Raw genomic sequence first — 13,313 nt, forward strand, 5'->3', positions numbered from 1 at the left:
CGTCAGCCGATCGCCAGCGGCTTCTCGCGGCGCTCGGCCAGGCGCTTCTCCAGGTAGTGGATGTTCTGGCCGCCGGTCTGGAAGCCCTTGTCGCGCATGATCCGCGCCTGCAGCGGGATGTTGGTCCTGATGCCGTCGATCACCATCTCCGACAGCGCCACCCGCATCCGGCAGATCGCCTGCTCGCGGTCGGCGCCGTGCACGATCAGCTTGCCGATCATCGAGTCGTAGTTCGACGGCACCCGGTAGCCCTCGTAGACGTGCGAATCGACCCGCACGCCGGGGCCGCCCGGGGCGTGGAAGTGCTGGATCAGTCCGGGCGAGGGCAGGAAGGTCTCCGGGTCCTCGGCGTTGATGCGGCACTCGATCGCATGCCCGCGCAGCACCACGTCCTCCTGCCGGATCGACAGCTTCTGCCCGGCGGCGATCAGCAGCTGCTCGCGGATCAGGTCGATGCCGGTGACCATCTCGGTGACCGGGTGCTCGACCTGGATGCGGGTGTTCATCTCGATGAAATAGAAGCGCCCGTTCTCGTACAGGAACTCGAAGGTGCCGGCGCCGCGATAGCCGATGCGCAGGCAGGCCTCCACGCAGACCTGGCCGATCTGCGCGCGCTGTTCCGGGGTGATCCCCGGCGCCGGCGCTTCCTCCACCACCTTCTGGTGGCGGCGCTGCATCGAGCAGTCGCGCTCGCCCAGGTGGATCGCGTTGCCCTGGCCGTCGGCCAGCACCTGGATCTCCACGTGGCGCGGGTTCTCCAGGAACTTCTCCATGTAGACCATGTCGTTGCCGAACGCGGCCTTGGCCTCCTGCTTGGTGGTGGCGATGGCGTTGGCCAGCGCCGCCTCGGTCTGCACCACGCGCATGCCGCGCCCGCCGCCGCCGCCGGCGGCCTTGACGATGACCGGGTAGCCGATCTCGCGGGCGATCTTGACGTTGGTCGCCGCGTCGTCGCCGAGCGGGCCGCCGGAGCCGGGCACGCAGGGCACCCCGGCCTCCTTCATCGCACGGATCGCCTCGACCTTGTCGCCCATCAGGCGGATGGTCTCGGCCTTGGGGCCGATGAAGACGAAGCCCGACTGCTCCACGCGCTCGGCGAAATCGGCGTTCTCGGACAGGAAACCGTAGCCGGGGTGGATGGCCTGCGCATCGGTGACCTCGGCCGCGGCGATGATCGCCGGCATGTCGAGGTAGCTGCGGTTGGACGGCGGCGGGCCGATGCAGACCGACTCGTCGGCCATGGCCACGTGCTTGAGGTTGCGGTCGACGGTGGAATGCACCGCCACCGTGCGGATGCCCAGCGCATGGCAGGCCCGCAGGATGCGCAGGGCGATTTCGCCACGGTTGGCGATGACGACTTTGTCAAGCATGAAGGACGATTCCGGAGTGGTGTGTTGGTGGCCAGGGGCCGGGGGTCAGAGGCCAGAGGTCAGAGAAAAGCGGCAGTTGCTGCGCTTTGCTTTTCCCTGGCCCCTGGTCCCCGACCCCTGGCCCCTAGTCCTCAGCCAATCACGAACAAGGGTTGATCGAACTCCACCGGCTGCCCGTTCTCGCACAGGATCGCGAGCACGGTGCCGGCGGCGTCGGCCTCGATCGGGTTGAACATCTTCATCGCCTCGATGATGCCCAGGGTGTCGCCGACCTTGACCGTCTGGCCGACGGAGACGAAGGCGGGCTTGTCCGGGGCGGGGGAGGCGTAGAAGGTGCCGACCATCGGCGAGAGCACGACGTGGCCGTCGGGGATCGCGGGGCCGGCGGGCTCGGCGGTGCGGCCGCCGGTGGCGGCCTCGACCGGCGAGCTCATCGGCATCACCGGCTCGGCCGCGCGCGCGGGCGGGGCCGCGGCGGGCGCCGGGGCGTAGGCGATCGCGCCGACCGGGTTGCGCGACAGGCGGACGGATTCCTCGCCCTCCTTGATCTCGATCTCGGAAAGGTTGGACTCCTCGAGCAAGTCGATGAGCTTCTTGATTTTGCGGAGATCCATGGCGGCCTCTGGGCGTGGACGTTGAGAGGGATGCGGCAGGCGCGCGCGGCGGCGCGGGCTCAAGGCGCGGGCGCGTCCAGCCGCCGCAGCGCCGCGTCGAGCGCGTAGCGGTAGCTGTCGGCGCCGAAGCCGCAGACCACGCCGACGGCGTGGTCGCTGAAGTAGCTGTGGCGGCGGAAGGGCTCGCGGGCGTGCGGGTTGGACAGGTGGATCTCGATGAACGGGATCGCGACCGCGGCCAGCGCATCGCGCAGCGCCACCGAGGTGTGGGTGAACGCGGCGGGATTGATGAGGATGAAGGCGGTGCCGTCCTCGCGCGCGGCCTGCACGCGTTCCACCAGCACGTGCTCGGCATTGGCCTGCAGGCTGTCCAGCCGGTGCCCCGCGGCCTCCGCGGTGCGCCGCAGGCCGGCGTCGATCTCGGCCAGCGTGGCGCGGCCGTAGATCTCCGGCTCGCGGCTGCCGAGCAGGTTCAGGTTGGGGCCGTGGAGCAGCAGCAGGCGGGCCATGCGGGAGGTCGGACGAGCGAGGCGCGCAGTCTGCTGCATGCGGCTATTGCTGTCCAGTTCGCCGAACTTGGGCGAAGTTGGTCGGTGGTTCCCAGTCGCCCGCGTATGGTGGGGCGGGTGCGCCGTTACCGGGCGCCCGCCCAGGCGTCGATCTCGCCGGCGGCGAACGGGCCGATACGGGCCTTGAGCATGCGGCCGTCGGCGGAAATCAGCACCGAGTAGGGCAGCACCCCGCGCGGGTTGCCCAGGCGCACCCCGGCGTCGGCCGGGCCGGCCGCGTCGAGCGCGATCGGGTAGCTCACCGGGACCCGCGCCAGGAACGCGCGCACGGCCTCGGCGTCGTCGAGCGCGATGCCGAGCACCTGGGTGCCGCCGGGGCCCTGTTCGCGGGCGTAGCGGTCCAGTTCCGGCATTTCCTCGATGCACGGCGCGCACCAGCTCGCCCACAGGTTGACCAGCAGCGGGCGGCCGCCCAGCTCGCCGGGCACCGCCACCGACGCGCCGTCGAGTCCCGCCACCGTGAAGGCGGGCACCGGCGCGCCGCGGCGGGCCGTCGCCACGCCCTCGGGGGCGGCCGGGGCGGCGGCGCGCATCGCGTCCTGGGCCAGGCGCTGGCCGGTCTCGGTGCCCAGCAGCGGGCCGGGGCCGCGGGTCAGCAGGCTGGCGCCGAGACCGAGCAGGCCGGCGCCGATCGCGACCGCGACCACCACCCAGGCCTTCACTGCGCCGCCCGCCGCAGCGCGGCCTCCACCGTGGCTTCGGTCAGCACCGTCGGCAGGATCTCGGCCTGCCCGCTGCGCGAGTACACGACGTACAGCGGCACGCCGACCGCGCGGTGGGCTTCCAGGAACGCGGTGATCTCGGGATCGGTGTGGGTCCAGTCGCCCACCAGGTATTCGGCGCCGGCGGCCTCCAGCGCGGCGCGGAAGGCCGCGCCCGCCAGCACCCGGCGCTCGTTGGCCTTGCAGGTCACGCACCAGTCGGCGGTCATGTTGACGAAGACCGGGGTGCCGGCCTCGCGCAGCGCCTGCAACCGCTGCGCGGAGTAGGGCTGCGCGCCGCCGGTCGCCGGCGCCGCGGCCGGCGCCGGCGGCGCCAGGCGACCGACCGCCAGCACCGGCCACAGCGAGGCCAGCGCCAGCGCCAGCGCCAGCGCGCGGCCGAGGCGCCCGCCGGTCCAGCGGCGGCGCTCGTGCCACCACAGTGCCAGGGCGAACACCGCCAGCCCCGCGATCGCCAGCGCCATCGCGTCCACCCCGCGCTGGCGCCCCAGCACCCACAGCAGCCAGGCCACGGTGAGGTACATCGGGAAGGCCATCGCCTGCTTCAGCGTCTCCATCCAGGCGCCGGGGCGCGGCAGCCGCTCGCCCAGCGCCGGGACGAAGCCGATCAGCAGGAACGGCAGCGCCAGGCCCAGGCCCAGGGCGACGAACACGCCCAGCGCGGCGGCGGTGGAGCTGGCGAAGGCGAACGCCAGCGCGCCGCCCATGAACGGCGCGATGCAGGGGCTGGCGACCACGCAGGCCAGCACGCCGGTGAAGAAGTCCCCGGCCGGGCCCGAGCGCGCGCCGAGCGAGCCGCCGATGCCGCCGACCGCACCGCCCAGGGTGTAGACGCCCGACAGCGCCAGCCCGACCGCGAACACCAGGTAGGCCAGGGCGGCGACGAACCACGGCTGCTGCAGCTGGAAGCCCCAGCCCAGCGCCTGCCCGGTCGCGCGCAGCGCCACCGCCAGCAGGCCGACCGCGGCGAACGCCGTCACCACGCCGGCGGTGTACCAGACGGCGTGCCGGCGCGCGCTGGCGCGGCTGCCGCCGCTCTGCGCCAGCCCGACCACCTTCAGCGACAGGATCGGCAGCACGCAGGGCATCAGGTTGAGCAGCACGCCGCCCAGCAGCGCCAGCAGCAGCGCGCCGGCCAGGGTGCCGGCGCCGGCCGCGGCGGCGGGCGCGGCCGGCGGCAGGCTGCGCCCGGCGTTGCCGGCCGAGGCGTCGGGCGCGGCGGCGGCGGCCGCCCCCGCGGGCGGCGCGGCCGCCGCCTGCGACGTGTCGGGCGTGGTGGCCGGCGCCGCGTCGTCCCCGGGCCGGTCCGGCAGCGCCGGCGCGGGCGGGGTCGCCGCGGCGGCGGCCCGGGCCTCGGCCGCCTGCGCGGCGGCCGGGCGGGTGCCGGCCGGGACGGCGACCTCGACGCTGCGCGTCATCGGCGGATAGCAGATGCCGTCGGTCTGGCAGCCCTGGAAGGTCGCGGTCAGGGTCAGCGTGCCGGCATCGCCGTGGCTGCGGCGCAGCGGCAGCGGCACGTCGATGCGGTCGAAGTAGACCACCACGTCGCCGAAGTGTTCGTCGTGATGGTCGCTGCCCGGCGGCCAGTCCGGGGCGCCGGCGGCGAAGCCGTCGCCGCGCACCTGGAAGCTGCTGCGGTCGCGGTAGAGGTAGTAGCCGGGCGCCGGGGTGAAGCGCAGCAGCAGGCGGTCGCCGCCGTCGGCGATCGCCTCGAAGCCGAACGCCTGCTCCGGCGGCAGCGGCGCGCCCTGCGCCCCCAGCGGGCCGGCGGTACCGCCGCCGCCGGAGAGCGCGCGCCCGAGCGCGGCCAGGCCGTCGCGGCCGCCGGCGCCGGCGGCCGCCGGCAGGGCGACGCTCACCTCGCGGGTCTGCGGCGGGTAGCAGATGCCGGCGTCCGCGCAGCCCTGATAGCGCACCCGCACGACCACCCGGTCCGTGCCGGCGGCCGCCGCGCCCGGCAGCGCCATCCGCACGCGGCCGCGATAGGTCTCGACCTCGCCGAAGAACTCGTCGACGTGGCGCGCGCCGTCGGGCAGGCGCAGGCCGTCGGCGGGAAAGCCCGGGCCTTCGGCGCCCATGCGGTGGCGGTAGAGGTAGTAGCCCTCGGCGATGGTCCAGTCCAGCTCGATGCGCTCGCGCGTCGGCGCGGTGGCGCGCAGCGCGAAGGCCTCCTCGACCGGCAGCAGGTCGTCGAAATCGACCGCCGCCTGCGCGCCGGCGGCGGCCAGCAGCGCGGTCGCGGCCAGCAGGCGCGTCGCCCAGCGCCGCAGGCGCATCAGTCCGCCGCCTCCGGCGCGGTCTCGCGGGCGATCCAGTCGAGGTAGGCGGGCAGGCCGTCGGCGGCGTCGCAGGCGATCAGCTCGGGCACCTCGTAGGGATGCAGCGCGAGGAGCCGGTCGCGCAGGGCGGGCAGCCGCGCCCGCGTGGTCTTGATCAGCAACTGCACCTCCTCGGCGCGCGTCACCCGCCCGTCCCAGCGGTAGACGGACGCGATCCCCGGCAACAGGCTGACGCAGGCCGCCAGCCGCTCGGCGACCAGGCGCTCGGCGAGGCGACCGGCCGTTTCGGCGTCGGGGCAGGTGGACAGGCAGAGGAGGGCGGACAACGGTGCGGGAGACGGCGGCATGGGGACGGCATAGGGTAGCCCAGCGCCGTGGCGGCGGCGCGCGCCGCGCCCGCGCCGCCGTGCCCGGCAGGCCCTACACTGTGCGCCCCCGGTCTTCCCCCGCACGCACCATGTCCCAGTCCCGTTCCCTCGCGCTGGCGGCCGCGTTCGCCGCCGCCGCGCTCAGCCTGCCCGCCGCCGCGCAGTCGCAGTTCGAAGTCAGCGCCGGCCCCTCCTGGACCCGCGACAACGAGGTCACCCCCGTGGTCGCCGCCGCCTGGTTGCCGGAATTCCGGCGGCTGGACAACGCGGTGCTGCGCTGGGAGCTCGGCGCGATCCACGTACGCGGTCGCGACGACACCGCCTACGACCTCGAGGACGACGTCACCGTCGGCCATGCCGGCCTGCGCTACGAGCGCACCGACAACGGCCTGACCCTGGGCTTCGGCGTCGGCGTGCAGACCGGCCATACCGATGCGCTGTCGGGCGACCCGCAGTTCGTCAGCACCGCGGGCTGGCGCTGGAACCGCTTCTCGCTGCTGGCCCGCCACATCTCCAACGCCAGCATCCACCAGCCCAACGACGGCGAGACCATGGTGGTCGCCGCCTGGCGCTTCTGATCGCCCCGCCGCCCCGGCGGCAGGCCGGGGCGGTCGTTCGCACGATCTTCCTCCCGACCCCTTGAAAGGCGTCCGGGCGTGCCCATCTCCCGGGCATCCCGGCCTGCCGGGTCTTGCCGTCCGCGGCCTTGGCACTCTCCATGGGCGAGTGCTAACATCGCCGCCAATCTTCAACCCGATCAATCACTTAAAGAGGATTGAAATGAGCAACATCAAGCCGCTCTACGACCGCGTGGTCATCAAGCGTACCGAGGAGGAGAAGGTGTCCGCCGGTGGCATCGTGATCCCGGATTCGGCCACCGAGAAGCCGATCAGGGGCGAGGTCGTGGCCGTGGGCGAGGGCAAGACGCTCGACAACGGCAGCGTGCGCGCACCGAAGGTGAAGGCCGGGGACCAGGTCCTGTTCGGCAAGTACAGCGGCACCGAGGTCAAGCTCGACGGCGTCGAGTACCTGGTGGTGAAGGAAGACGACATCTTCGCGATCCTCAACTGACGTCGGGGCGAGACCCGGGACTCGAGCGACGGGAGTTCGCCAAGCGCCTCGCGCCGAACGCCCGCCCGCTTCCGGTCCCGCTCCTCCGCTTCGACCCATCCCCTATTCCCCAATCACGAATTCCGGAGTTCAACAATGGCTGCCAAGGAAATCCGTTTCGGTGAGGACGCGCGCGCGAAGATGGTGCGCGGCGTCAACGTGCTCGCCAATGCCGTCAAGGCCACCCTCGGCCCGAAGGGCCGCAACGTCGTGCTCGAGAAGAGCTTCGGCGCCCCGACGATCACCAAGGACGGCGTGTCCGTCGCCAAGGAGATCGAGCTGTCCGACAAGTTCGAGAACATGGGCGCGCAGATGGTGAAGGAGGTCGCGTCCAAGACCTCCGACAACGCCGGCGACGGCACCACCACCGCCACCGTGCTGGCCCAGGCGCTGATCCGCGAGGGCTCCAAGGCGGTCGCCGCCGGCATGAACCCGATGGACCTCAAGCGCGGCATCGACCAGGCCGTCAAGGCCGCGGTGGAAGAGCTGAAGAAGATCAGCAAGCCCACCGCCGACGACAAGGCCATCGCCCAGGTCGGCACGATCTCGGCCAACAGCGACGAGTCGATCGGCAACATCATCGCCGACGCGATGAAGAAGGTCGGCAAGGAAGGCGTGATCACGGTCGAGGAAGGCTCGGGCCTGGAGAACGAGCTGGACGTGGTCGAGGGCATGCAGTTCGACCGCGGCTACCTGTCGCCGTACTTCATCAACAACCAGCAGAGCATGAGCGCCGAGCTGGATGATCCCTTCATCCTGCTGCACGACAAGAAGATCTCCAACGTGCGCGACCTGCTGCCCGTCCTCGAGGGCGTGGCCAAGGCCGGCAAGCCGCTGCTGATCGTCGCCGAGGAAGTCGAGGGCGAGGCGCTGGCCACGCTGGTGGTCAACACCATCCGCGGCATCGTCAAGGTCTGCGCGGTCAAGGCCCCGGGCTTCGGCGACCGCCGCAAGGCGATGCTGGAGGACATGGCCGTGCTGACCGGCGGCACCGTGATCTCCGAGGAAGTGGGCCTGACCCTCGAGAAGGCCACGATCAACGATCTCGGCCGCGCCAAGAAGGTGCAGGTCTCCAAGGAGAACACCACCATCATCGACGGCGCCGGCGACACCTCGGCGATCGAGGCGCGCATCAAGCAGATCAAGGCGCAGATCGAGGAGACCTCCTCCGACTACGACCGCGAGAAGCTGCAGGAGCGCGTGGCCAAGCTGGCCGGCGGCGTGGCGGTGATCAAGGTCGGCGCCGCGACCGAGGTCGAGATGAAGGAGAAGAAGGCCCGCGTCGAGGACGCGCTGCACGCCACGCGCGCGGCGGTCGAGGAAGGCGTGGTCCCGGGCGGCGGCGTCGCGCTGATCCGCGCCAAGGCCGCCATCGAGGGCCTGAAGGGCGCCAACGAGGACCAGACCCACGGCATCCAGATCGCCCTGCGCGCGATGGAAGCCCCGCTGCGCGAGATCGTCACCAACGCCGGCGAGGAACCCTCGGTCATCGTCAACAAGGTGAAGGACGGCAAGGGCAACTTCGGCTACAACGCCGCCAACGGCGAGTTCGGCGACATGGTCGAGTTCGGCATCCTGGACCCGACCAAGGTCACCCGGACCGCGCTGCAGAACGCGGCCTCGATCGCCGGCCTGATGATCACCACCGAGGCGATGGTGGCCGAGCTGCCGAAGAAGGAAGAGCCCGCTGCGCCGGGCGCCGGCATGGGCGGCATGGGCGGCATGGATTTCTGATCCCCCGCCCTGCGGCAAGCCAGACCACGAAGCCCGGCCCAGTGCCGGGCTTCGTGCTTCCGGAAGGCCGGGCGCAGCGCCGATCCAGGCGTCGCGCCGACTCCTCGGGCCGTCGCGGAAGCCTCGATGCGAAGCGACAAGGCAGGGGGCGGCCGGCGATACTGCGCGACGGGCCCGGCACCTGGTTCGCACGAGCGCATCGCCGCCGGGTTCGGGCGGATGCGCCAGATGTCGTGCGATCCCGGGCGAGAACCTGACGCCAGGGCGAGCCTGCCGCAGCGAGGGCGAGGACGTGCTTGAAGAACTGCTCAGATCGATTGACCGAAGCATGACGATCGGCGAACTGAGAACGCTGGTGTCCCTGGCGCTCTTTGCGATCGTCGCGGCGCATCTGGTGGTTCTCCCGGGCTTGTTCCGAAGCCACAGGCAGTCGGCCTTCGTGTTCTTGCTGATCTCTTCTGCTGGCTTGCTGGGGATATGCGGCGTGCTGTTCCTGTACCCGCAATGGTTCTTCCGTGCCGTGCTGGCCTATGCCCTGTTGTTCTCCGGGTGCGGTTTCTGGGTCGCGGGCAAAACGGCGCGTCCTTGCGGGACGGTGTTTCGCTTCTCGATCGCCTCCTTCGGCATGCTGCTCGTTCCTGTTCTTGCCTACGCGGGTTCGAAGATGGTGAGCTGACCGATGGCACGTCGCGCTCGAGCTGCCACGGCCAGCCCGACCTGGTCCCGGTCCTCCCCCTGACCCCTGGCCTCCGCTCCCGACCCCCGCATTGGACAGGTCGTGCATGCCGCTGGCGCTGCGCCATGCGCTTGCGTGGGTGCGGTGGGCGGTCCGGCGCGGACGGCGGGCGTAAGATGAAGCGGTCGCGATCCACGTGAGCCCATCGATGTCGCCTGTCGCGCTACGCGAGGCCTCCCAGCGGGACGGCGCAGGCTGCCCGCACCTCCCGCCCGGCCGGCCCCGTTGCCGGACGGCGCGCGCTCGACGCGAAGCCGCTCCCGGGAAGGCCGGGGGCGCCGCCGGGGCGCGCTAGCCTTGGCGGTCGCCGATCCCGCAGACGCGCGCTGGCGACGGGTGCGTGCGCTGTTCGAGGCGGTCTGCGACCGCCCGCCCGAGCAATGGACCGCCGCGCTCGCGCAGCTCGGGATCGACCCCGCCGAGCGCGACGAGGCGCTGGCGCTGCTCCGCGCGCAGACCGCCGAGCTGGGGCGGCTGCGCGCCTCGCTCCGTTCCGTCGCCCTGGACGCCGAGCAGCCCCAGGCCTGGGTCGGCCGAACGCTCGGGCCCTGGCGGCTGCAGGAGCTGATCGGCAGCGGCGGCATGGCCGCGGTGTTCCTCGCCGAGCGGGTGGACAGCCTCTACCGGCGCAAGGTCGCCCTGAAGGTGCTGCGCCGGCCCTACGATCCATCGCTCGCCGCGCGCCTGGCGGGCGAGCGGCAGATCCTCGCCGATCTCCGCGGCGCCGGCATCGCGCGGCTCTACGAGGCCGGCGTCTCGGAGAGCGGGCAGCATTACCTGGTCATGGAGCATGTCGAGGGCGAGCCGCTCGACGCGTTCGTGCGCGGCCTCGGGCTCGAGGATCGCCTGCGGCTGTTCGTGCGGATCTGCCGGGTGGTGCAGACCGCGCACGCGCAATCGGTCGTGCATTGCGATCTCAAGCCCGCCAACGTGCTGGTGGACGACGAGGGCGCGCCCGTGCTGCTGGATTTCGGGATCGCGCGGCTGGTGGGCGCGGACACCGTTTCGGCCGCCGATCGCTACGCCACGCCGGCCTACGCCAGTCCCGAGCTGGTGGCCGGCCGCGCGGTGGGCGTGGCCGCCGACGTCTTCAGTCTCGGCGTGATGCTGGCCGAACTGATCGCCGATCGCGCCCTGCGGAGGACGCTGGACGACGCGCAGGCGCCGATACCGCGACCCAGCCGGTGGGCCGGGCCGGCCTGCCGCTGGCGGCGCCGGCTGGCCGGCGACCTCGATGCGATCGCCGCACGCGCCTGCGAAGTCGATCCGGTCGCGCGATACGCGTCGGTCGAGGCCCTGGCCGACGACGTCGAACGCTTCCTGGGCCGGTATCCCGTCCTCGCCCGCCGGCCGTCGCGGCTGCGAATCCTCGGGCTGGGGGCGCGGCGGCACTGGCAGGCGATCGCCATCGGCGCGATCGCGTCCGGCCTCGGCGCGCTCTTCGTCGTCCAGTTGATCCAGGCGCGTGCGGCGGCGGATACCAGCGCGGCCGTGGCGACCCAGGTCAGCGACTTCCTGGTCGCCGCCTTCGAGGCCGCCGATCCGCGCGAGCGCGGACTGCGCCCGGAGCTGACCGCCCGCGAGGTGCTGGACCGCAGCGCGGCGCGCGTGGAGGCGGAACTGGCGATGGCGCCCGACGTGCGCGCGCGGTTGCAGGTCGCGCTCGGGCGCGCGTACCAGAACCTGGGGTTGCCGCGCGTGGCATGGCGGCACCTGCAGGCGGGGGCGGACGGCCTGCGCGCGGCCGGCGCCGTGTCCGAAACGGCGGAAGCGGACGTGCTGCTGGCGCTGCAGGCGGCCAAGGAGGGCCGCTACGACGAGGCCCTGGCGCGGCTGGAAGGCGTGTCGGCATCGCTGAAGCCCCGCTTCGGCGCCGCGTCGCCGCTGCTGCGCTTGCGCATCCTGCACGCGCAGGCGGTCGCGGAGGTCGGCGCGCGCTGCGAGCGCGGGGCGGAGGCGCGCCTGCTGGCGGCGCTCGGCGAACGCCCCGACGACCCGGCGTGGCGGCGGCAGGCGGTCGCGGCGCTGCGCGACCTGGGCGCGATCCACGGCAGCCACGAGCGGCTCGAGGTGTCGGAAAGGATGCTGCGCGCGGCGCTCGCCGCGGCGCTCGAGGCGTATGGCGATACCAGCGTCGAGTACCAGCAGGTGCTGGGCGCGCTCTCGCGCACGCTCTACGTACAGGGCCGCGTGGACGAATCGGTCGCGCTCGCCGAGCGCAACCTGGCGCTCACCGCGCGGCTGTTCGGCGCGCAGAGCACCTTCACCGCCGATGCGGAGTCGCGGCTCGCGGGGCTCTACCTGGATCTGGGCCGCTACGACGATTCGGCCCGCCATTTCGACAGGAGCCTGCGCATCAGCGCGGTCGTCGACGGCGAGACCAGCCGCGCCTATGCGGGCAAGCTGTTCGGGATGGGCATCATGGAAGAAGCGCGCGGCAGCGTGGCGCGAGCGGAGGCGCTGTACCGGCAGGCGCTGGCGTTGTACCGGGAGCACATGGGCCGCGACCACGAGACGACTCAGGAAGTGGAGATGGTGCTGGCCCGCCTGCTGATGCGCGTCGGCCGCGTCGAGGCCGCGCGCGAACCGCTGCGCCGGATCGCGGATTTGCGCCGGCGTACCCTGCCGGAAGGCGCGCCGGAGTTGCGCTCGATCGAGCTGAGCGAGCTGGAATGGCTGATCCGTGCCGGGCGTTACGACGAAGCCGAGGCCGCGCTGGCGAGGCTGGAGGCGGTGCGCGACAGCCTGTCGCCCGGGATGGTGCTGCGGTGGGAGATGCAGGCGGCCCGGCTCGCGCAGCGTCGCGGCCAGTGGCCGCGGGCGGTCGCCGCCTGGCAGGCGGTCGTCGCGACGTTTTCCCGGCTCTACGGTGCGGACTCGACCGCCACGGCGAAATGGCGGATCCCGTTGGCCGAGTGCCTCGTCGAGCTGGGGCGGCACGAGGAGGCGGCGGAGGAACTGCACCGGGCGCGGCCCCGGCTCGCGGCGCTGGCGCCGGAGGCGGCGCTGCGGGTCCGTGCCGGAGAGGTGGCATCCCGACTGGCGGCCGCCGGCGGCGATCGGCCGGCGCCGTCCCCGGAGCGGGACGGCTGAGCAGAGCCGGGGCGGCCGCCGCGCGCGAAGCGCGCCCGCGCTTGAACCCGCCGTCGCGGGCGCCTAGGCTGCGCCGATGCCTACTTCCCTGGTCGTCGTCGACGATTTCCTCGGTCCGAGCGATGCGCAGCGCCTGCGCGAAGCCGGCTTGCGCCTGACCTACCCGCCGCAGCAGGGCGCCTTCCCGGGCCGCAATTCCGTGGAGCGGGTGAAGATCCCGCAGCTGGACGAGGCGGTGTCGCGGATCGTCGGCGAGCCGCTGCGCGCGATCGATCCGCCGCAGTCGCACTGCAAGTTCCGCATCACCCTCGCCCAGGACGTGGGCCGCGCGCGGGTCCACATCGACCAGGGCGCGCAGTGGTCGGGCATCCTCTACCTGAGCCGCCCCGAGGACTGCCGAGGCGGCACCGAGTTCTTCCGCCACCTGCCCACCGGCACCGAGCAGGCGCCGATCACCCAGGCGGGCATCGAGGCGCTCGGCTTCCGCACCGGCGCGGAACTGCACCGCGCCATCGTCGAACAGGACAGCAACGACGCGTCCAAGTGGGAGATGACCATGCGCGTGCCGATGCGCTTCAATCGCCTGGTGCTGCTGCGGCCGTGGCTGTGGCACACCGCCGGCGAGGCGTTCGGCGACACGCTGGAGAACGGCCGCTTCGTGTACCTGATGTTCTTCGAGTCCGCGCGCTGAGCGCGGCGCCGTCGCGGCCCGTTTCAC

The 13,313-nt window shown here is 72.7% G+C and carries 12 protein-coding genes; 6 read left to right on the forward strand and 6 right to left on the reverse strand.

Annotation, left to right across the window (positions count from 1 at the left end):
* Positions 1-2 precede the first annotated feature (2 nt).
* The 6 genes from accC to cutA all read right to left on the reverse strand — a co-directional run bounded on the left by accC (position 3) and on the right by cutA (position 5,901).
* Positions 3-1,370: an acetyl-CoA carboxylase biotin carboxylase subunit gene (gene accC / locus Z164_RS0102560; protein ID WP_024889177.1), complete on the reverse strand. Its 1,368-nt coding sequence runs from the start codon at positions 1,368-1,370 to the stop codon at positions 3-5.
* Between the two features lie 131 nt (positions 1,371-1,501).
* Positions 1,502-1,984 carry an acetyl-CoA carboxylase biotin carboxyl carrier protein gene (accB, locus tag Z164_RS0102565; RefSeq protein WP_024889178.1) on the reverse strand — a complete coding sequence of 161 codons (483 nt, stop codon included), beginning with the start codon at positions 1,982-1,984 and terminating at the stop codon, positions 1,502-1,504.
* Between the two features lie 59 nt (positions 1,985-2,043).
* Complete coding sequence (gene aroQ / locus Z164_RS0102570; RefSeq protein WP_024889179.1) at positions 2,044-2,493, reverse strand: type II 3-dehydroquinate dehydratase; 450 nt, start codon at positions 2,491-2,493, stop codon at positions 2,044-2,046.
* 125 nt (positions 2,494-2,618) lie between these two features.
* On the reverse strand, positions 2,619-3,215 hold the full coding sequence (locus Z164_RS0102575) for a TlpA family protein disulfide reductase (protein WP_024889180.1): 597 nt from the start codon (positions 3,213-3,215) through the stop codon (positions 2,619-2,621).
* On the reverse strand, positions 3,212-5,551 hold the full coding sequence (locus tag Z164_RS0102580) for a protein-disulfide reductase DsbD family protein (RefSeq protein WP_024889181.1): 2,340 nt from the start codon (positions 5,549-5,551) through the stop codon (positions 3,212-3,214). The genes Z164_RS0102575 and Z164_RS0102580 overlap by 4 nt, the downstream gene beginning before the upstream one ends.
* Positions 5,551-5,901: a divalent-cation tolerance protein CutA gene (gene cutA / locus Z164_RS0102585; protein WP_043689019.1), complete on the reverse strand. Its 351-nt coding sequence runs from the start codon at positions 5,899-5,901 to the stop codon at positions 5,551-5,553. Before cutA ends, Z164_RS0102580 begins: the two co-directional genes overlap by 1 nt.
* Before the next feature lie 110 nt (positions 5,902-6,011).
* Between cutA and Z164_RS21260 the strand changes: the two genes are divergently transcribed.
* From Z164_RS21260 to Z164_RS0102615, 6 genes are all read left to right on the forward strand, one after another.
* Positions 6,012-6,500: an acyloxyacyl hydrolase gene (locus Z164_RS21260; RefSeq protein ID WP_024889183.1), complete on the forward strand. Its 489-nt coding sequence runs from the start codon at positions 6,012-6,014 to the stop codon at positions 6,498-6,500.
* A 202-nt stretch (positions 6,501-6,702) separates the two neighbouring features.
* A complete protein-coding gene (gene groES, locus Z164_RS0102595; RefSeq protein WP_024889184.1) occupies positions 6,703-6,993 on the forward strand; it encodes a co-chaperone GroES in 291 nt (96 codons plus the stop codon).
* Positions 6,994-7,128: 135 nt separating this feature from the next.
* Entirely contained in the window at positions 7,129-8,766 is a 1,638-nt protein-coding gene (gene groL, locus Z164_RS0102600; RefSeq protein ID WP_024889185.1) for a chaperonin GroEL, read from the forward strand.
* A 328-nt stretch (positions 8,767-9,094) separates the two neighbouring features.
* On the forward strand, positions 9,095-9,442 hold the full coding sequence (locus Z164_RS0102605) for a hypothetical protein (RefSeq protein WP_024889186.1): 348 nt from the start codon (positions 9,095-9,097) through the stop codon (positions 9,440-9,442).
* 357 nt (positions 9,443-9,799) lie between these two features.
* Positions 9,800-12,595, forward strand: a complete 2,796-nt coding sequence (locus tag Z164_RS0102610; RefSeq protein ID WP_024889187.1) for a serine/threonine-protein kinase — start codon at positions 9,800-9,802, stop codon at positions 12,593-12,595.
* Between the two features lie 76 nt (positions 12,596-12,671).
* Positions 12,672-13,286: a DUF6445 family protein gene (locus Z164_RS0102615; RefSeq protein WP_024889188.1), complete on the forward strand. Its 615-nt coding sequence runs from the start codon at positions 12,672-12,674 to the stop codon at positions 13,284-13,286.
* The last annotated feature ends 27 nt before the right edge of the window (positions 13,287-13,313 follow it).

This window comes from Luteimonas huabeiensis HB2 (genome assembly GCF_000559025.1).
In the GTDB taxonomy this organism is placed as follows: domain Bacteria; phylum Pseudomonadota; class Gammaproteobacteria; order Xanthomonadales; family Xanthomonadaceae; genus Luteimonas; species Luteimonas huabeiensis.